The following is an 18,619-nucleotide window of genomic DNA, read 5'->3' on the forward strand; positions in this document are numbered from 1 at the left end:
AGATCATGACAACACTCACCGTGGAGAAGCTGGCCCACGACGTCGGCGCCGAGATCGTCGGCCTCACACCCGACCGGCTCGTCGGCGACCCCGCCGTGCCAGGGGCGATCAAGCAGGCGCTCGAGGACAACGGCGTACTCGTCTTCCGCGGCCTGAACCTCGACCCCGAGACCCAGGTCGCGTTCTGCCGCACCCTCGGACCGATCGACACCTCCCCGGGCCACCACCCGGTGGAGGGGATCTACCGAGTCAGTCTCGATACCTCGAAGAACTCCTCGGCGGGTTACCTGCGCGCCACCTTCGACTGGCACATCGACGGTTGCACCCCGGAGGACGACGCGTACCCGCAGATGGCGACGATGCTGTCGGCGAAGGCCGTGGCGGACCGCGGCGGGGAGACCGAGTTCGCCAGCACCTACAAGGCTTACGACGATCTGAGCGAAACAGAGCGGGCCTATCTGGCCGGATTGCGGGTGGTGCACTCGCTGGAGGCATCGCAGCGGAGGATCACGCCGGACCCGACGCCCGAGCAGCTCGCGGCGTGGCGGCGGCGGCCGGTCCGCGAGCATCCGATCGTGTGGACACACCGGTCCGGGCGGCGTTCGCTGGTGCTCGGCGCGTCCGCCGGCGAGGTGCTGGGCCTGGATGCCGACCGGAGCCGTGCTCTGTTGGAGGACCTGCTCGCCCGCAGCACCGCACCCGAGCGGGTGTACCGGCACGAGTGGTCCGTCGGCGACACCGTGATCTGGGACAACCGCGGCGTGATCCACCGCGCCGCGCCCTACGAGCCGGATTCGCCACGGGAGATGCTGCGCACCACCGTGCTCGGCGACGAACCCATCCAGTGACCCGGCCCGAACACAGCACAGGAGGACGACCATGCCCCGTTGGCCCAAACCCCCGAAGGAAGCTGGACCCAGCATTACCCCGACCTGGGCACCGGCCCGGTGTCCTACGAAGACTCCATCTCCCCGGAGTTCTTCGAGTTGGAGCGGGAGGCGATTTTCAAGCGTGCTTGGCTGAATGTGGGTCGGGTGGAGCAGGTTCCGAGGGTGGGGAGTTATTTCACGAAGGAGATCGATGCGGCGCGTACGTCGGTGATCGTGGTGCGTGATCGTGCGGGGCGGGTGCGTGCGTTCCACAATATTTGTCGTCATCGTGGGAACAAGTTGGTGTGGAACGATTTTCCGAAGGAGGAGACGTCGGGGACGTGTCGGCAGTTCACGTGTAAGTATCACGGTTGGCGTTATGGGTTGGATGGTGGGTTGAGCTTTGTGCAGCAGGAGGGGGAGTTCTTCGATCTGGACAAGGATCGGTTCGGGCTTGCTGTGGTGCATTGTGAGGTGTGGGCGGGTTTTATTTTCGTGAATTTGGCTGCCGAGCCGGCGCAGACGTTGCGGGAGTTCCTGGGGCCGATGGTGACGGCGTTGGAGGGCTACCCCTTCGACCGCATGACCGACCGCTACTACTACCGAGCCGAGGTCGGCGCCAACTGGAAGTTGTACATGGACGCCTTCCAGGAGTTCTATCACGCGCCCGTCCTGCACGCGAAGCAGACGCCGGACAATTACTCGACCGCCGCGCAGCAGGCCGGATTCGAAGCGCCGCACTACCAGTTGGACGGTCCGCACCGGTTGGTCAGCACTTCCGGCGTGGTCGCCTGGGAACTCGACCCCACCATGCGCAAGCCGATGGAGGACATCACCCGCAGCGGATTGTTCGGGCCGTGGGAGAAGCCGGAACTGGGCCCGATGCCGCCGGGGCTCAACCCGGCGAAATGTGATCCGTGGGGGCTGGATTCCTTCCAGCTGTGGCCCAATTTCGTGATCCTCATCTGGTCCGGCGGCTGGTACCTGACCTATCACTACTGGCCGACCAGCCACAATCGGCACATCTTCGAGGGCAATCTGTATTTCGTTCCCGCGCGCACCCCGCGCGAACGGGTCGCCCACGAGATGGCGGCGGTCACCTTCAAGGAGTACGCCCTGCAGGACGGCAACACCCTCGAAGCCACGCAGACGATGCTCGAATCGCGCGCCGTCACCGAATTCCCGCTCAACGACCAGGAGATCCTGTTGCGCCACCTGCACAAGGTGGCAGGCGAGTGGGTGCAGTCCTACCGGAACGAGCGCACCGAGGCGGGCACCCGATGAGCGCCCTGCTGCCGCCGGAGTTCGCCGACCTCGAACCCTTCGCCGAAACCTGGTGCCTGGAAACCGAACCGGAGCGCTACGCCCGGCGCCTGGCCGGCTCGATGGACGACATGCAGCGCTTCTACGACGCGATCACCCCACGCGCCGAAGCGGCGATGAAGTACCTGGACGAGTTCGCGCTCGACGAGCTGCCCGACGACGCCCGGCGCCTGCTGTTGCTGCTGTACTCGATGGTCATGATCTCCTTCCCGGTGGAGGTGTGGAGCCAGCCCCGCGTCCCCGACTCCGGTGCGGCGATGCTCGACTGCCTGATCGAGCCGCGGCCATGAGCACCGAGACCGTCGTGCTGCGGGCCGCCCGCCGGGTCGACGTGGTGACCGGCGAGGTACACAGCCCCGCCGTGATCGTGGTGCGCGGCGAATACATCGAGGCGGTGGACCCTACCCTGGAGCCCGCCGACGCCACGGTGCTCGATCTGGGCGACACCACCTTGCTGCCCGGGCTGATGGACATGGAGATCAACCTGCTCATCGGCGGACCGGAGAATCCGTCCGGGTTGCCCAGCCCGATGCACGGAGTGCAGGACGACCCGGTCTATCGCACGCTGCGCGCCACGATCAATGCCCGCACGACGTTGCTGGCCGGTTTCACCACCGTCCGCAACCTCGGGCTGATGGTGAAGACCGGCGGATACCTGCTCGACGTCGACCTGCACCGCGCCATCGAACAGGGCTGGTTCCCCGGTCCGCGGATCGTGTCGGCGGGCCACGCCATCACACCGACCGGGGGACACCTGGATCCGACCATGTTCCAGCGTCTCGCCCCGCACATCATGCCGCTGTCGGTGGAGGAGGGCTTGGCCAACGGCGTCGACCAGGTGCGGCACGCGGTGCGGTATCAGATCAAGTACGGCGCGGGCGTCATCAAGATCTCGGCATCGGGCGGGGTCATGTCGCACAGCACCGCCCCGGGCACCCAGCAGTACTCCGATGAGGAACTGCGCGCCATCGTCGACGAAGCCCATCGCGCCGGGCTGAAGGTGGCCGCGCACGCGCACGGCGACGCCGGGATACGCGCGTGCATCCGGGCCGGTGTCGATTGCATCGAACACGGGTCACTGGCCAGTGACGACACCATCGCCATGATGGTGGAGCACGGCACGTTCCTGGTTCCGACCAGCTACCTGTCCGAGGGTCTCGACGTGTCCAAGGCGCCGCCCGCCCTACAGAAGAAGGCCGCGACCGTGTTCCCGCGGGCGCGACGCATGCTCGGCAAGGCCATCGAGGCCGGCGTCAAGATCGCCTGCGGCACCGACGCTCCGGCCGTTCCGCACGGCGACAACGCCAAGGAGCTGTGGGCGATGGTCGACCGGGGAATGACCCCCGCCCAAGCGCTGCGCGCCGCCACCGTCACCAGCGCCGAACTCGTCGGCGCCGAGGATCGCGGCAGGCTCGCGCCCGGCCTGCTCGCCGACATCATCGCCGTTCCCGGCGATCCCACCCGCGACATCACCGTCACCGAACAGGTGCGTTTCGTGATGAAAGGCGGTGTCGTGCACAAGAATACGACCGCCGACCGCGCCGCCGCGGTGCCCGTCCGATAACCCCGTCACACCAGGAGAAGGCACATGCCCACCGGAATTCTCTTCGTCGAATCGCGCCCGAACTCGGCCGAGGAGGCCGCCGCCTACCACGACTGGTACGAGAACACCCACCTCGCCGAGATGTGCAAGCTCGACGGCGTCGTCTCCGCCCGCCGCCTCGCCACCGTCGACGGCGACCCCAGTTACATCGCGCTCTACGAGATCGAGGCGAGCGACCTCGAGGCCGTGCGCGTGGCGCTCGGGCAGAAGTCCCGCTCCGGGGAGATGTCGGCGCCGGTGGGCTTGCAACTCGATCCGCCGCCGGTCGTGCGGCTGCTCCGCGACATCGCCGCCTACCGGCCCTGACCGGACTGTCCGATGCGTGAACACACCAGCCTGTTCATCGGCGGCGAATGGCGTGCCCCCAGCACCGACCGCACCCTCGAGGTGGTCGCACCGCACACCGAAACGGTGATCGCGCGGCTCGCGGCGCCGGACGCCCGCGACGTCGACCTTGCCGTGGCCGCGGCCAGGGAAGCCTTCGACCACGGCCCATGGCGGGGCTTCGGCGCGGAGGAACGCATCGGCATCGTCCGCGACCTCGCCGACCGCTACGCCGAGCGCGAGGACGAACTCGCCCGCCTGATCACCGCGGAAATGGGTGCACCCCTGCGGTTCTCGCGCTCCGCGCACGCTCGGCTTCCCGGGGTGATGATGCGCTCGCTCACCGACATCGCCGCGAATTTCCCGTGGGAGGAGACCCGGCCCGGTTACTTCGGCGCGGGCGTCCTGGTCTGTCACGAGCCCGTCGGCGTCGTCGCGGCGATCGTGCCGTGGAACATGCCGATGTTCCTCACCGTCGCCAAGCTGATCCCTGCGCTGCTGGCAGGATGCACCGTGGTGCTGAAACCCTCCCCGGAGACGCCGCTGGACGCCTACCTCATGGCCGATCTTCTGCGGCACAGCGGTATTCCGCCCGGAGTGGTCAGCATCCTGCCGGGGGACCGTGACATCGGTGCCCATCTCGTCGCCCACCCCGGCGTGGACAAGGTGTCGTTCACCGGCTCCACCGCCGCGGGACGGCAAGTCGCCGCCGCCTGCGCGCCTGCGCTGCGCCGGGTGAGCCTCGAGCTGGGCGGCAAATCGGCGGCGGTGGTGCTGGACGACGCCGATCCCGGGCAGGTCGCCGACGGGATCAGAGTGGCCGCGCTCATGAACGGCGGTCAGGCCTGCGTTGTGCAAGCGCGGATCCTGCTGCCCCGCAATCGGTATCGGGAGTACGTGGAAGCGCTCAGCGAGATGGTGTGGTCGCTGCGCGTCGGCGACCCCTTCGACGAAGCGACCGACATCGGCCCGATGGTGTCCGAACGCCAGCAGGCCCGGGTGCGTGGCTACATCGACACCGGAATCCGCGAGGGCGCGCGCCCGGCTGTCGGCGGCACGGACATGCCGGTCGGCTGTGACCGGGGGTGGTACGTCCGCCCCACCCTCTTCACCGAGGTCGACCCACGGATGCGGATCGCCCGCGAGGAGATCTTCGGCCCCGTCCTGACCGTCATCCCCTACACCGGCGACGACGAGGCGATCGCGATCGCCGACGATACCGACTACGGATTGTCGGGCTCGGTCTGGTCGAGTGACCCGGACCGGGCGCTGGCGGTCGCGCGCCGTATCCGCAGCGGAAGCCTCGGCATCAACCAGGCCTACAGCATGGATCCCGTCGCGCCCTTCGGCGGCGTCAAGGCCAGCGGCATCGGCCGCGAGTTCGGCCGCGAGGGTCTGGCCGGATACCTGACGACGAAATCCGTGTCCGGCGTCGGATGAGAATTTCCACCGCCCGGGCCGGAAGCCGCTACCGCGTAACAGATTGTCGATGCCGAGGTGTTGCTTTTCCGCCTGAAGCAGATCGAGCGGGTATCGCGGCTTGCCGCAGGTAGCTTCGCCGTGTGGAAATCGTGCCTGTGTCGCCCCAGCTTTCGGCGCTGCGGTTCGCCGAGGTGAACGACCTCAACGTCTATGTGTGGAACGACGGCGCGGAGGTGACGCTGATCGACTGCGCGCTGCCCGGCGCGGCCGAAGAGATCGGAAAAGGTCTCGATGCGCTGGGCTTCGCCGCTGACCGAGTACGGCGCGTGATTCTCACCCACGCCCACGACGATCACATCGGGTCGGCGGCCGATCTCGCCGAGTGGGGAGCGGAGATCTGGGTCCATCACGCCGATGCCGATATCGTGCGAGGCGAACGTCCGCAACCGGCGCCTGTGCTGCGGGACTGGGAACGCCCGATCGCCGACGCCCTGGAACTGGGCCCGCCTCCGCGCCCGGCCCCCGTGCATCGCGAATTGCGCGATCGTGAGGTACTCGACTTCGGCGGCGGCGCGGAAGTATTGGCCGTCCCCGGCCACACGGAGGGCAGTGTGGCGTTGCATCTGCCGCGTCACCGTGTGCTGTTCACCGGCGACACACTCGCCAATGTCCGCGGTGTCCCAATGCCGGGTGTGTTCAACCTGGACAGCGCCGCCGTCGAGGCGGCCGCCCACCGGCTGACCGAGTTGGATGTCGACGTCGTCTGTGTGGGCCACGGCGACGTGTTGACGGCGGCGGCCCTACAGGCCTGGCGGAGTCGGCGGTAGGCCTGGTGGCGCGGCTCCTCGCTCGGCATACCGAACGGGGGCGGGCGGCGGTTCCCGCTCCTCGGGTGACGCGCGGGGTCTCAGCCGCGCCAGGTTTCGAGCACCTGGTCGACGGTGGGGCGGATGCGGGCCCTGGCCTCTCTGCGGGGGATGCCGGTCATGAGGAGGTGGTCGTAGTCGGTGTCGCGGTGACGGATGGAGGCTATGACGGCGAGGGTGAGCGCTTCGGGGGAGAGGAGTTTGGCTGCGGCGGTGCGGCCTACCCGGCCGCTGCCGCGGGCGGCGGCGTGTTCGGCGATTTCGGTGGCACGATCGGTGGGACAGCCGGGGAACAGCCGTTGGATTTCGTCGGACATGCGGGCGCAGTATTCGACATCCTGGGCGGCGCGGCGGACGCCGTCGCGCTCGCGGCGTCGGGCGCGGGCATCGTCGTCGGCCAGGCATTGCTGTTCGGCGCGGGTCAGGGCGGCCTCCTCGACAAGGATGCCGAGCCGTTCGTAGCGCTTACGTCGCTGGTTCAAGCGCACCACGACCGCCGCGAGGGGGCTCTCCTTCTTGGCGCGCCGGCTCAGCGCCGCGTTCCCGGCGGGCAGGAACTCCAGATGGTCGAGGTCCGAACACGTCAGGCACAGCGGTCCGGCGGCGGAGGTGATCAGATACGGGCCGGTCTCGGCGCACTCGGTGCAGGTCCACGGCTCAGCGGCCTCGACCACCGTCAGATCCGGGGCACGGTTCTGGCGTTGGACGACCTGTTCGCGCTGCGCCGGGGTGAGCTTTCCCGACAGCCAGTGCACCCGGAACACCTCGTCTTCACCGGTGTCGACGAACCGCAGCGCCTCGCGATCGCGCCCGCCCGACAGATACGCCGCTGTGCTCGCGGTGAGGTCGCGCTCACGGGCCCATTCGCCCAGCAGTTGCGCCGCGTCGTGCATCCGCCGCCCGTCCACCGCCGTGACCTGCTCCAACGACGGCACCTGCCCCTGCCGCCAGCGATCGACATGACTGGATCGCACCCACCCCAGAACGGCGAACACATCGACCGCCGACACGTATTTGCGCTGGGCCAGAGCCGCTTCCGCAGCCTCGGCCACGCGCCGCCGCAGCTTGGACACGGGATCGAACCCTAGCGCACGCCGCGGGTGAGCTCGGCGCTCGCCCGGTGTGGAATCGCCAGGACCAGGCTTCCCGCCGCGTGTGCGCCACGGTGCCGCGCCCTACCGAACGACCTCGGATCTCGGTGACCAGGTCGGCGGAGGCGCCATGCCCGGTGTTTCAGAACCGCTGCTTCGGGCACCACTCGTTCAGCGCGGAAGTGCTGGCACCCACGCGCGTGACCGAGAGATGCGTTCGAGCGAGGCGAACCGAGATGGCTACAGATCGCGGCAGACTGAACCGGCACGAGGACGAGGCTGTCGACTCGTCGGGTACGCGCAACCGCGTGGAGGCACGAGGCCGCACGACCGATACCGGAGCTCGGCCGGATCTCGACCCGAACGAGCCGAGCAGCCCGGTCGAACTGTCGAAACCATCGTTGCTCGCGGTGGTCAAACGCGCGGGCAGGGAGTTCCAACGTGACAACTTGACCGACCTGGCGGCCGCGCTCACCTACTACGCGGTGTTGTCGATCGTGCCGGGCCTCATCGTCCTGGTTTCGCTGCTCGGGCTGCTGGGGCCGAATGCCGCCGAGGAACTCATGAACCAGGCGCAGCAGATCGCGCCGGGCTCCAGCGCCGAATTCGTGCACACGCTCATCACCCAAGCCCAGGCCAACAAGCAGGGCGCCGGCCTCGGAGCGATATTCGGTCTCGCCATCGCGCTGTGGTCGGCGTCGGGCTACGTCGCGGCGTTCATGCGTGCCTCGAACGTCGTCTACGGCATCGGGGAGGGGCGCCCGATCTGGAAGACCGCGCCTATCCGGCTCGGCGTCACCCTCATCGCGGTGATCCTCCTGGTGATCAGCACCGCCATCGTGGTGGCGAGCGGGCCGGTCGCCCATCAGATCGGCGATTTCCTCGGTCTCGGGAACACCGCGGTGACGCTCTGGAACATCGCCAAATGGCCGGTGATGTTCGTGCTCCTGTCGGTGCTGCTCGCCATCCTGTTCTGGGCCAGCCCGAACGCCAGGCAAGGCGGGGTGAAATGGATCAGCCCCGGCGGTGTCATCGCAGTCCTCATCTGGCTGATCGTCTCGGTGTTGTTCGCGGTCTATATCGCCAACTTCTCCTCCTACGACAAGACCTACGGGTCGATGGCGGGTGTCGTGATCTTCCTCGTGTGGTTGTGGCTGACCAACATCGCGCTGTTGCTGGGAGCCGAGATCAACGCCGAACTCGACCACGGCAAAGCCATCGCCCAGGGATTGCCGGAGGACATGCAGCCCTTCGCCGAACCGCGCGACACCCGCAAGCTCGACGAGGCGGAGAAGGACGCGGCGCAGGCCGCGAGGTCCGCTCGGGGCGAGTGATACGCGGCCGTCTCAAGTGACGCGGACGGCTCCTCATCCCAGGGGTGAGAAGTGCGGTGGGGTTCATGCGCATGTCAGCCCGGAGCCGTTCTCGCCGACGGGGTTCGGCAATCGCATCGCCGGACGGGCTTTTCGAGAGGATGGGTTACTGTCCTGCGGGCCCGTGCGCCAGGCATCCAGTCGCCCGGGCGGTCGAGTCGTATTCCGGAATCGAGGCAAGCGAATGAACCATAAGCTCTGGCTGCTCGGACGGTCTGTCACGGTCGGTGCTCACATCATGGGGGAGAAGATCTTCCGGCCGAAGGCCCGGGACGTCGACGACGTCCCGGTGTCCGGCGAAACGGTGACACCGCAGTGGCTGACGGCCGTCCTGTGCCGCCATGTCCCCGGTGCCGAGGTGCTCTCGTTCGAAACCTCCAACGGCAGCCGCGGTACGTCCACTCGCGTAGCGATACGCGTGGAGTACAACGACGCGGGCAAGCAGGCGAATTTGCCGACCGATCTCTTCGCGAAGACGACAACAGCCTTCTCGCAGCGGATTCTGCTCGGCGGCGGGATGATGATCGACGGTGAAACCCGTTTCTTCAGGGACTTCCGGCCGCAGGTCGATATCGAGGCTCCGTTCGGCTACTGGGGCGCCGCCGACGCCGGGTCGTGGCGTTCGATCGCGCTGATGGAAGACATCGCCTCGACCCGTGGTGCGCGGTTCATCGAGCCGAACGCCCCGATCGCCCGCGACCAGATCGAAGATCTGGTGCGCAATCTCGCTCGGCTGCACCGCGCCTTCTGGATCCACCCTTCGATCACGGACCTCAAAACCACGACCGAAGCCCTCCAGGCGTATCTTGCCGCCATCGACATGAAGAAGCGTTGCGAGGTCGGACTGCGGCGGGCCGAGGAAGTGGTGCCCGAGGCGCTGCACGGGCAAGCGGATCGGCTGTGGGCCGGTGTCGAGCGAGCGATCGACAAGGCGACGAACGAGCTGCCCCCGACCCTGCTGCACGGTGACCCGCACATCGGCCAGACCTACCGAACCGATTCCGGGCGAATGGGATTCGTCGACTGGCAGGTGGTGATGCGGGGCGGCTGGGCGCACGACTTCGCCTACACCGTCAACTCGGGATGCGAGCCCGAGGATCGCCGGGCCTGGGACCGCGAACTGCTGGCGGCCTACCTCGACGAACTCGGCCCCCTCGACGGCCGGGCCCCTGCCTTCGACGACGCGTGGCTGGCCTACCGGCAACAATCCATGTTCGCCTACGCGGCGTGGGCGTTCACGATCGGCAGGGCGGTGTACCAGCCCGAGATGCAACCGGTGGAGACGTGCCTGACGCTGCTGAAGCGAATCACCACGGCCATCGACGATCACGATTCGCTGGATGCGCTCGGAGTCTGATAGAACTCTGTCCCGCTGCCCATCGCTGTGTAGCGGCCGGACCGAAGTCCGGCCGCGCGGGACCGAAAAACATTCTGGTCAGCACGTTTCTGTGCGCTGACGAGGCTGATTCGTGCGCGCTATACCATCGACCGGTTCCGACGTGGCCCCGGCGCCCCGCTCCTCGCTCGAGCGGTGGGCCGGAATATCAGCAATCGTGCAGTGCATACCGACAGTTTGGGAGTTTGCTTCTTGAGTACGCCGCAGTCCGAGGTTCCAGCTCCGTCGTGCCCGGTCGTGCACGGTTCGCCGATCGATTCGGACGACACACGGGTGCCCCTGTATTCGCCCGAGTTCGCCGCCGAGCCACACCGCGCCTACCGCGAAATGCGCCGCCAGTACGGGTCTTTGGCGCCGGTGGAGTTGGCGCCCGGCGTACCCGCCACCTTGGTGATCGGCTACGGCACCGCGGTGCGAATCCTCAACGATCCCGAGCATTTCCCCGCCGACCCACGCGCTTGGCAGAAGAACATCCCAGCCGACTGCCCCATTCTCCCGCTCCTGGAGTGGCGGCCGATGGCCAGTCGCAGCACCGGGTCCGACTTCACCCGCTACCGGGGAGCGATCACCGCGAGCATCGATGAGGTGGATCTGTACGCCCTCCACACCGTCGTCGAGGGACTGGCCGTTCCGCTGATCAACTCCTTCTGCCAGGACGGCAATGCCGACCTGATCCGCCAATACGTGTTCCCCCTCGTATTCGAGGTCGTGAACTATTTGCTGGGCTGCCCGCCTGATATCGGCGGGCAAGTCGCCGCGGGTACCGCTGCCCTGCTCGAGGGTGTCGACGCCGAGAAGGGCAATCAGATGCTCGGGGAGGCGCTGATGAAACTGGTGGCACTCAAACGCGCCGAACCGCAACGCGACATCACCTCGGTCCTGCTCCAGCATTCCGCCCGGCTGGACGACGTGGAGGCGTCTCACCATGTGTCCCAGGTTTACGGAACCGGGATCGAGTTCGAGCTGAATCTGATCACCAACACCCTGCTGCTGATCCTCACCGACGAGCGCTTCGGCGACAGCTTCCTCGGCGGCAACCTGTCGTCTCGCGATGCCCTCGACGAGGTCTTGTTCAACGACCCGCCCCTGGCGAATTTGCTGATCACCTATCCCCGCCACCCGATCCTCATCGACGGCGTCTGGCTGCCCGCGCACCAGCCCGTCGTCATCAGCATGGCCGCGTGCAACAACGATCCCGCGATCCGTACCGGGGACCTGACCGGCAATCGCTCCCACCTCGCCTGGGGCCTCGGCCCGCACGCCTGCCCGGCGCGATCCTTGGCCTATCTGATCGCGCAAGAGGCGATCGACCAACTCCTCGACGCGCTGCCGGAGATCGAACTGAATCTGCCGGACCGGACACCGAACTGGCGGCCGGGTCCCTTCCACCGGGCATTGACCGAATTGCCGGTCACCTTCCCGCCCACCGCTCCGCTGAACACCTGACAGCTCCACCTACGGTTGTGTCGATCGAGTTTTCTCGGGGCGGAGCCGTGGCCGGGTGAGGGTCCCCGTCTGGTGCCGGTGACAATGTGGCACCGCACAGGCTGGGCAGCTTGTGGGGGCCGGTCACGGCGCCCGTAGCGTTAATCCATGTCTATACGTAGATATGCGCATCTAACTATGTCCGGCAACGTCCTGTCCGTCCTACAGCAGTAGCGTTTGCGGACCGCAGGCGCATCCACCCCGCCGGGGACCCGACGCGCTTCGCCGGCGCCCAGGCGGGCCTGCCGCCCAGGGTCCTACCCACGATCGGAGGACTCGGCAAGATCACCTCGGCGTGGCAAGGCCCGGCCGGTCAGGCGCCACGGCCGGTCCGCTGCTGCAACTCGTCGATGAGCTGTGATGCCTCCGCCTTGGTCAGGCCCTCGGGCACCTCCTCACCGGCCTCCTGGGCCAGGGTGCGCAGGTAGGAGTCTTGCGGACCGGTCATCGGTTCGTCGCCGGTGGTCCACTGGTCCGGATCCTTTTCCGGTTTCGGCTGTACCATCGTCGCTCCTCACGCTCGGCAGAACATGTGTTCGACTCCTGTCTACCCGGGTCGTGGAGGTTCAATCACCGGAGGAACCGCCGCCGGGTCGGCGGTCCGTCGGTTCCGCGGGCTCGGTCTCGTCGTGCGGTTGGTGGGGTTCGACCGTTCCGCGCCATCGCCCGATCAGCCGCATCGCGTGGTAGATCACCAGCGCGGCGATGGCGCCGAGGGCGATGCCGCCGAAGTCGAGATCGCCTACTTTCCATGTGAAGTCGGCGATGCCGATGACCAGCGGTATGGCCGCGGTGAACTGGTTGATCGGTGTGCCGAAGTCCACCCGGTTGCTCACCCAGATGTGCACGCCGAGGATCCCGACCAGGCCGTAGAGCGCGGTCGTGACACCACCGAGCACCCCGGCCGGGATGGCTGCGATCACCGCTCCTACCTTCGGTGAGAGGCTGAGCGCGATGGCGGCGGCGCCTGCCACCCAGTACGCGGCGGTCGAGTACACCTTCGTCGCCGCCATCACGCCGATGTTCTCCGCGTACGTGGTGGTCGCCGAGCCGCCGCCACTGCCGGCGAGGACTGTCGCGAGGCCGTCGGCCGCCAGCGCGCGGCCCATGCGCCGGTCGTAGTCGATACCGGTCATCGTGGTGATCGACTTGACGTGTCCGATGTTCTCCACCACGAGTACCAGCACCACCGGCAGGAACATCGGAATCACGGAGAGGTGGAAGCTCGGCGCGTGGAAGTCGGGCAGCCCCACCCATGCGGCGCGCCCGATGCCCGCCGTGTCGACCTCACCGCGCGCGAGCGCGAGCAGATAACCGAGCACGACACTGGCGACGATGGCCAGCCTGCCGAGCAGTCCGCGGAAGAGTACGAGACACGAGATCAGCAGGATGAGCACGACCGTGGCCGTGATCGGATCCTTCTCGAAGTTCGTTTCGGCGGTCGGCGCCAGGTTCAGCCCGATGAGGGCGACGATGGTCCCGGTGACCACCGGCGGCATCAGCGCCTCGATCCAGTGCGTGCCTGCGAAGTGCACCACCACGCCGATGACGATCAGTAGGGCGCCCACCACGACGATCCCGCCGAGGGCCGCACCCATGCCGTCGGAGGCGGTGGCCGCGAGGACCGGCGCGATGATCGCGAAACTGGAACCGAGATAGCTCGGCAGCCGGTTGCGGGTGATCACCAGGAACAGCAGGGTGCCGACCCCGGAGAAGAGCAACGTCGCCGACGGCGGGAACCCGGTGAGGACCGGCACGAGGAAAGTGGCGCCGAACATCGCCACCACGTGCTGCAACCCGATCCCGATCGTGCGCGGCCACGTCAATCGCTCGCCGGGGGCGATCACACCGCCGGTGCCGACCTCGGTCCACCGGAACATCGGTCCTGTTCGCGTCTCGGGCGTCGTCATGGGAGCAGTGTGCGGCATTCTCGGTCGTCACGCCGTGTTCGCTCACCGGACCTGCGGGCGCGGTTCGCCGTCGGCGCGCCGCGGTGGGTGGTGCGAAGGGAAGGCGGTCCAAGCCCCGCCTGATCTGCGCGTCGCGATCGAATGCACCGCGTTGAACGGTTGCCAGCCGCGATACGGCGACGTGTCCGGCTCACTCGCGGGTGGCCAGGGGAAATTCTCGGCGCCGATCCCGGCATCGCCAACCCGGCCGGCAACCGACGCAAGCCCTCGGTACGGAACCGCACCGGTTCGGGAGAGCCGTCGACCGGAGTCTCCGGGACGGGACCGTCGCCGAACAGATCACAGCGTTGCCACGCGCGGGTGGCATCGAGGTCGGTCACCGATTCCAGTGCCGCGCAGTAGATGCGCCTGCCCAGGTTCTCCGCAGTCGGAGGCATGCCGATCGCCGGAAGTCGAGCAGATCACCGCTTAACAGCGAGTAATGGTGCGACACAGCGCATCCCGCCCGGCACACACCCTGGGGGATCCCGCTTTCTCGTCCGAGTCCAGGAAGACGTTCGCCGCCGTCTCCGGCTGCTGCTCGCCCAGCCAACGCACGAGGGCGACGGCTCGCACATTGTCCCGACTCGAATGACTCAGGAAGCCCGGGTCATCCCACCTCCGCCACGGAGAACTATTGGCCGTCAACACTATCCAGGCTGTGCGGTTACCCCACCGACTCGGTTCGCGTACAGCAGGCACCGGTCGAGCGTGGGTCGGGCAGTGGCACGGGGCTGTGGGCGGTCGCGCGATCACACCGTTGCCGTTGTGGCTCTGTCGTCGTTGTTTGGTCTCTTCTGACCAGGGAAAGTAATGGGAGATAACCGGTTCCGTAGCCGGGGCTCGAGTCAGGGAGGTCGCTAATGCCCATCAAGTACCGTCAGCGTAGATCCTTCGGACCGCTGAAGTTCAATTTCACCCAATCGGGTCTGTCCTCGTGGGGTATCAAGATCGGCCCGTGGTCGTGGAACTCCCGCAGCAAGAAGAACAGTGTCGACCTGCCGGGTCCGCTGAGCTGGCGCCAGCGCTGAGGGGATCGGCGAAAGCCGTTGACGGCTCACCGGTTCGAACCGGCCGAAGCCGCACCCAGACGAGACGCCTCCGCGCGAAAATGTTGGGTCGCAGGTCGCGCGGCCCTGCGCGGTCGGCGGCGTGAAACTCCGGCCTCGGTGCCGGGCCCGATCGCCGTTGGCGACATCCTCCCGCGGCGAGGTTGTCTCTGGGCGCGAGCCGCAAGCGCGCTGCCGAGCGGCGCGGCCTCGACCCCTGGCGGAGGCGTGGTGCCTCTCCCGCGGCCGGGGTTCGCGTCGGCTCGACCGGTTCCCGCTGAGCTGCTGATCGTCCCGCGCTTGACCTTGACACTGTGACATGGTCTTCACTGGGTGCAGGAGGTGGTCCCCATCAATTCGGCACACAGGAACTCACACGACCCGCGGCTGCTCGAAGCATTGTCCGCCGGAGACTCGTCGACGCGGCTCCGGGCGGCGCTGGCGGTCGGCACGCACCCCGACAACGGCTTCGTCGACGCGCTCGTGGCACGGTGCGCGATCGAGCCCGACTTCTTCGTGCGCGACATGCTCACCTGGGCGTTGACGCGCTTCCCAGCGGAGATCACGGTGCCCAGACTCCACGCGGAGCTGCGGTCCGAGCGCTCCCAGGCCCGAAGCCAGGCGTTGCATACGCTGTCGAAGATCGGGGACCGGGATTCGTGGCCCGCGATCACCCGGTCGTTGCTGCACGACGCCGACGACGAGGTCGCGCGAAGTGCGTGGCGTGCCGCCGTCGTCCTCGTGCCCGCCGGGGAAGAGGAAGGTCTGGTCGCGGAACTGGCCGCACAACTCGGTCGCGGTGACCGGAATGTGCAACGGAGCCTCAGCCGGGCACTCGTCGCGCTCGGAGACGTGATCGAGCCCGCCCTGCGGACCGCACGGGCGAGTGCGGACCCGGCGGTGCGTGCGCATGCCCGCGCCACCCAGCAGCTCCTGGACGACCCGGATGCCGGTTTCGACCCGGCCGTCGACGAGGCGAAACGGATCGTCTCGCTCGGCCCGGAACGGGTCGAGGGAACAGCGTGCTGATCGGCGAGGTGGCGCGCCGTTCCGGAGTGAGTACCCGGATGCTCAGGCACTACGACTCCCTCGGACTGGTGCGGCCGACCGGCCGCACCGTGGGGGGCTACCGCGAGTACTCCGCCGAGGACATCCGCCGGATCTTCCACGTGGAAAGTCTGCGGTCCCTGGGACTGTCGCTGCGGCAGATCGGATCCGCCATGGCGGATCCAGCCTTCACCCCGTCCGCGCTGGTCGGCGACCTCATCCGACGGACCGAGGAGCGATTGCGGCGCGAGCAGGAGCTGCTCGAGCGACTGCGTGCCGTCGACGCCTCGGCGCCCACCGGCTGGCAGGGCGTCCTGCGCATCGTCGAACTCCTGCACGGCCTGCACTCGCCCAGCGCTGCGCGCCGCCAGCAAACCGTCCTGGCCCCGCCCGAGGACGTGCCGGTTCCCCTCGAGTTGCTGGCTGAGGCGGTGCTCGCCGAATCCGATCCGAACGTCGCCGGCGCCCTGCGGTGGGCCTTGGCGCGGGCGGGCAGCGACGGTGTGGCGAGCGTGGCATCCGGCGTGTACTCCGAGAACGTCGACATCCGGCGGCGCGCGGTGCAGGCGATCGCCGAGATGTCCGGTGACGAAGCGACCTCGCTGCTCGCGGACGCCCTCGGGGACCCCGACGCGACAGTGCGCAGGCACGCGGCTCTGGCATCGGGTACACGTGGCGTGACCGCAGCCGTGCCCGCGCTGGTCGGCATGGTGGTCGAGGGTGCGAACGACGTCGAGGCGGCCGAGGTGCTCGGCGCACTGGCACTGGATCCGGAGTGCGCGGACCGGATCATGAGCGCGCTGGCCGATGAACTCGCCGCACCCACCGCGGACTCCGCCGTGCGGATACGCCTGACTCAGGCCCTCGCCGAGATGCCGGGGACCGTCGCGCTGGGCATCCTGCGGCGAACGGCCCAGGACGATGATCGGGCGGTCGCCATGATCGCCGCGGCCCTCGCCGGAGTGCTCGAGAAGCGGACCACGACCGGACCTGAGGCGTGACATCCGCGCTGTGGAACTCCTACGGCCGCCCGGTGACCACCAAGGCGCCCGCGCGGATCTTCGCCGACGAGGTCTGGCTCGACACCTCAACGCCGCCCGGTACGCGACCGACGGTGAGCCCGTGGTCGGTCGCGAAATTCAATCCAGGCCGGCCCGAGTGGCGATCTGTGTCGCGCCCGCACCGGGCTCCCAGCCGGGAGGTCCGAAGGTGTAGCCGAGCCAGTCGCGTACGTGCCGTGTGGAGCGGAGGTCACGCCACAGCGCACCGAATTGGTAGTACTGGAGTGTGAGGATATCGGTGCTTTCGATGTTCTTGGTGAGTCCGTAGGTCGGACGGAACGTTTCGGCGCGGAAGCTGCCGAACACGCGGTCCCAGAGGATGAGGATTCCGCCGTAGTTCTTGTCGAGGTATTCCGGATCGCTGGCGTGGTGCACCCGGTGGTGGGAGGGAGTGTTGAACACGAACTCGAACCACCGCGGCAGTTTCCCGATGGTCTCGGTGTGCACCCAGAACTGGTAGACGAGGTTGAACGACCAGGCCGTGAACACCATCCACGGCGGTACGCCCAGCAGGGGCAGCGGCGTCCAGAAGAGCAGTTCGAACCACGGATTCCACTTCTGCCGCAGCGCTGTCGCGTAGTTGAAGTACCGGCTGTTGTGGTGCACCTGATGCGCGGCCCAGACCAGCCGGACGCGGTGTGAGACCCGGTGATAGAGATACCAGAGCAGGTCCACGCCGACCATGACCGCGACCCATGCCAGCGGATCGCGCGGATCGAGCTGCCACGGTGCGCGCACATACAGCGCCGCGTAGGCGATCAGTGCGGCGAATTTCGCCGCGCCACTGATGAATACGGATACCGCCCCCATGATCAGGCTGGAACGGGCATCGGCCTTCGCGTAGCCGGCCAAGTCGTCGTGCCCGCGCAGGGCGGCGATCTCGAGCGCCATGGCCAGGACGAAGAACGGGATGGCGTAGGTCACCGGTTGATTGATCTGTTGCCACAGGGACATGGCCTGGTCCTCCCACACCCTTGATATGACCTTACGGTCACTTCCGTTGAAGTGACCGTAAGGTAAGTTCGAGGCCATGTCAACGGCCGCGGGTCTGGGAACCAAGGGCATGCCCTCCGGCGATCGACGCCAAGAGATTCTGGCGGCCGCCTTGCGGGAGTTCGCCGAGCACGGATTCGCGGGAGTGTCGATGGTCTCCATCGCGGCGCGCGCGGGTATCTCCAAAGCGCTGGTGTATCAGCACTTCATCTCGAAGGAGCAGCTGTACGCCGAATGCCTGACCATCGTGGGGGAGCCGCTGCTCGAACGCCTGGATCTCGAAATGGGCAGCGAGGCGGAGTTTTTCGCCGTACCGGCGAACGCGCTGCGCGGCATCTTCGAGACTCTCGGCCCGGACCGCACCGCCTGGCGCGTCATCCACGACCCCACCGCTCCCGATGCCGGGGGCGCGGGAGAATCGGCCCACGCCTACCGGGAACGGATCGCGAACCACGCGGCCTCGGGAGTGCGCCGATTCCTGCACGAACTCGGCGACACCGACGAGAAGGACATCGACGCGCTCGCCCGGATCTGGACAGCCGCGGTGGACGCGATCATGGCTTGGGCTCGGGAACATCCGGAGGAGTCGGCCGAGGGGCTCACCCGCCGGTTCGGCCGGCTCATCGACACGGTGTTCTCCATCGGCTCCAGCCGGGGGTGACCGCAGGCGGGTCTGTCGCATCGATCTGAGAACGACCGTGCGACCCGCGAATCGGCAACCGGGCGAGGGGTAGGCGATCGCCTACCCCTCGATATGCAGGACGAACC

At 67.7% G+C, this 18,619-nt stretch carries 17 protein-coding genes and 1 pseudogene; 14 read left to right on the forward strand and 4 right to left on the reverse strand.

The annotated features are described in order from the left end of the window. Window positions 1–5: 5 nt before the first annotated feature. The 7 genes and pseudogenes from ON29_RS14115 (at window position 6) to ON29_RS14145 (ending at window position 6,368) form a co-directional block, all read left to right on the forward strand. Window positions 6–848: a TauD/TfdA dioxygenase family protein gene (locus ON29_RS14115; protein WP_040866716.1), complete on the forward strand. Its 843-nt coding sequence runs from the start codon at window positions 6–8 to the stop codon at window positions 846–848. Window positions 849–879: 31 nt separating this feature from the next. Continuing rightward, window positions 880–2,153 (forward strand): annotated as a pseudogene (locus tag ON29_RS14120) (aromatic ring-hydroxylating oxygenase subunit alpha). Further along, a complete protein-coding gene (locus tag ON29_RS14125) occupies window positions 2,150–2,482 on the forward strand; it encodes a hypothetical protein (protein WP_040866718.1) in 333 nt (110 codons plus the stop codon). The pseudogene ON29_RS14120 and the gene ON29_RS14125 overlap by 4 nt, the downstream one beginning before the upstream one ends. Beyond that, window positions 2,479–3,756: a metal-dependent hydrolase family protein gene (locus ON29_RS14130; protein WP_040866719.1), complete on the forward strand. Its 1,278-nt coding sequence runs from the start codon at window positions 2,479–2,481 to the stop codon at window positions 3,754–3,756. Before ON29_RS14125 ends, ON29_RS14130 begins: the two co-directional genes overlap by 4 nt. Window positions 3,757–3,780: 24 nt before the next feature. After that, window positions 3,781–4,101, forward strand: a complete 321-nt coding sequence (locus ON29_RS14135) for a DUF4286 family protein (protein WP_040866720.1) — start codon at window positions 3,781–3,783, stop codon at window positions 4,099–4,101. A gap of 12 nt (window positions 4,102–4,113) precedes the next feature. Next, window positions 4,114–5,559, forward strand: coding sequence for an aldehyde dehydrogenase (locus tag ON29_RS14140; RefSeq protein ID WP_040866721.1), 1,446 nt, complete (start codon window positions 4,114–4,116; stop codon window positions 5,557–5,559). Between the two features lie 122 nt (window positions 5,560–5,681). Continuing rightward, window positions 5,682–6,368: an MBL fold metallo-hydrolase gene (locus ON29_RS14145; protein ID WP_040866722.1), complete on the forward strand. Its 687-nt coding sequence runs from the start codon at window positions 5,682–5,684 to the stop codon at window positions 6,366–6,368. Between the two features lie 80 nt (window positions 6,369–6,448). Here ON29_RS14145 and ON29_RS14150 read toward each other — a convergent pair whose 3' ends face one another. Then, window positions 6,449–7,480, reverse strand: coding sequence for a DUF2293 domain-containing protein (locus ON29_RS14150; protein WP_040866723.1), 1,032 nt, complete (start codon window positions 7,478–7,480; stop codon window positions 6,449–6,451). Window positions 7,481–7,734: 254 nt separating this feature from the next. Here ON29_RS14150 and ON29_RS14155 point away from each other — a divergent pair, with 254 nt between their 5' ends. The 3 genes from ON29_RS14155 to ON29_RS14165 all read left to right on the forward strand — a co-directional run bounded on the left by ON29_RS14155 (window position 7,735) and on the right by ON29_RS14165 (window position 11,713). Then, the gene (locus tag ON29_RS14155) at window positions 7,735–8,832 is read left to right on the forward strand and encodes a YihY/virulence factor BrkB family protein (RefSeq protein ID WP_083863483.1); all 1,098 of its coding nucleotides are present in this window, start codon (window positions 7,735–7,737) and stop codon (window positions 8,830–8,832) included. A gap of 223 nt (window positions 8,833–9,055) precedes the next feature. Then, complete coding sequence (locus ON29_RS14160) at window positions 9,056–10,228, forward strand: phosphotransferase (RefSeq protein WP_040866724.1); 1,173 nt, start codon at window positions 9,056–9,058, stop codon at window positions 10,226–10,228. Between the two features lie 231 nt (window positions 10,229–10,459). Further along, entirely contained in the window at window positions 10,460–11,713 is a 1,254-nt protein-coding gene (locus ON29_RS14165) for a cytochrome P450 family protein (protein WP_040866725.1), read from the forward strand. 352 nt (window positions 11,714–12,065) lie between these two features. On the opposite strand, the gene ON29_RS14170 is transcribed toward ON29_RS14165, so the two are convergent. Together ON29_RS14170 and ON29_RS14175 are read right to left on the reverse strand one after the other, a co-directional pair. After that, window positions 12,066–12,257 carry a DUF3072 domain-containing protein gene (locus ON29_RS14170; RefSeq protein WP_040866726.1) on the reverse strand — a complete coding sequence of 64 codons (192 nt, stop codon included), beginning with the start codon at window positions 12,255–12,257 and terminating at the stop codon, window positions 12,066–12,068. A gap of 61 nt (window positions 12,258–12,318) precedes the next feature. Then, window positions 12,319–13,632, reverse strand: a complete 1,314-nt coding sequence (locus tag ON29_RS14175; RefSeq protein ID WP_040866727.1) for a uracil-xanthine permease family protein — start codon at window positions 13,630–13,632, stop codon at window positions 12,319–12,321. 932 nt (window positions 13,633–14,564) lie between these two features. Here ON29_RS14175 and ON29_RS34710 point away from each other — a divergent pair. The 3 genes from ON29_RS34710 to ON29_RS14185 all read left to right on the forward strand — a co-directional run bounded on the left by ON29_RS34710 (window position 14,565) and on the right by ON29_RS14185 (window position 16,798). Further along, complete coding sequence (locus ON29_RS34710; protein ID WP_083863484.1) at window positions 14,565–14,732, forward strand: DUF4236 domain-containing protein; 168 nt, start codon at window positions 14,565–14,567, stop codon at window positions 14,730–14,732. A 360-nt stretch (window positions 14,733–15,092) separates the two neighbouring features. Continuing rightward, the gene (locus ON29_RS14180; protein ID WP_373283877.1) at window positions 15,093–15,779 is read left to right on the forward strand and encodes a HEAT repeat domain-containing protein; all 687 of its coding nucleotides are present in this window, start codon (window positions 15,093–15,095) and stop codon (window positions 15,777–15,779) included. Beyond that, on the forward strand, window positions 15,773–16,798 hold the full coding sequence (locus ON29_RS14185) for a MerR family transcriptional regulator (RefSeq protein WP_040866729.1): 1,026 nt from the start codon (window positions 15,773–15,775) through the stop codon (window positions 16,796–16,798). Before ON29_RS14180 ends, ON29_RS14185 begins: the two co-directional genes overlap by 7 nt. A gap of 138 nt (window positions 16,799–16,936) precedes the next feature. On the opposite strand, the gene ON29_RS14190 is transcribed toward ON29_RS14185, so the two are convergent. Continuing rightward, window positions 16,937–17,812 (reverse strand): sterol desaturase family protein, encoded by an 876-nt coding sequence (locus ON29_RS14190; RefSeq protein ID WP_040866882.1) that lies wholly within the window; start codon window positions 17,810–17,812, stop codon window positions 16,937–16,939. A gap of 76 nt (window positions 17,813–17,888) precedes the next feature. On the opposite strand from ON29_RS14190, the gene ON29_RS14195 reads away from it, so the two are divergent. Further along, window positions 17,889–18,512, forward strand: coding sequence for a TetR/AcrR family transcriptional regulator (locus ON29_RS14195; RefSeq protein WP_040866730.1), 624 nt, complete (start codon window positions 17,889–17,891; stop codon window positions 18,510–18,512). Window positions 18,513–18,619: the final 107 nt, after the last annotated feature.

Source organism: Nocardia exalbida NBRC 100660 (genome assembly GCF_000308575.1).
Taxonomy (GTDB): domain Bacteria; phylum Actinomycetota; class Actinomycetes; order Mycobacteriales; family Mycobacteriaceae; genus Nocardia; species Nocardia exalbida.

What these genes read in the sequence shown, in the direction of transcription:
- ON29_RS14175 (WP_040866727.1), bottom strand. Translation starts at nt 13,632, where the DNA reads ATGTTCCGGTGGACCGAGGTCGGCACCGGCGGTGTGATCGCCCCCGGC.
- ON29_RS14115 (WP_040866716.1), top strand. Translation starts at nt 6, where the DNA reads ATGACAACACTCACCGTGGAGAAGCTGGCCCACGACGTCGGCGCCGAG.
- ON29_RS14195 (WP_040866730.1), top strand. Translation starts at nt 17,889, where the DNA reads ATGTCAACGGCCGCGGGTCTGGGAACCAAGGGCATGCCCTCCGGCGAT.
- ON29_RS14160 (WP_040866724.1), top strand. Translation starts at nt 9,056, where the DNA reads ATGAACCATAAGCTCTGGCTGCTCGGACGGTCTGTCACGGTCGGTGCT.
- ON29_RS14155 (WP_083863483.1), top strand. Translation starts at nt 7,735, where the DNA reads ATGGCTACAGATCGCGGCAGACTGAACCGGCACGAGGACGAGGCTGTC.
- ON29_RS14125 (WP_040866718.1), top strand. Translation starts at nt 2,150, where the DNA reads ATGAGCGCCCTGCTGCCGCCGGAGTTCGCCGACCTCGAACCCTTCGCC.
- ON29_RS14140 (WP_040866721.1), top strand. Translation starts at nt 4,114, where the DNA reads ATGCGTGAACACACCAGCCTGTTCATCGGCGGCGAATGGCGTGCCCCC.
- ON29_RS14170 (WP_040866726.1), bottom strand. Translation starts at nt 12,257, where the DNA reads ATGGTACAGCCGAAACCGGAAAAGGATCCGGACCAGTGGACCACCGGC.
- ON29_RS34710 (WP_083863484.1), top strand. Translation starts at nt 14,565, where the DNA reads ATGCCCATCAAGTACCGTCAGCGTAGATCCTTCGGACCGCTGAAGTTC.
- ON29_RS14190 (WP_040866882.1), bottom strand. Translation starts at nt 17,812, where the DNA reads ATGTCCCTGTGGCAACAGATCAATCAACCGGTGACCTACGCCATCCCG.
- ON29_RS14135 (WP_040866720.1), top strand. Translation starts at nt 3,781, where the DNA reads ATGCCCACCGGAATTCTCTTCGTCGAATCGCGCCCGAACTCGGCCGAG.
- ON29_RS14130 (WP_040866719.1), top strand. Translation starts at nt 2,479, where the DNA reads ATGAGCACCGAGACCGTCGTGCTGCGGGCCGCCCGCCGGGTCGACGTG.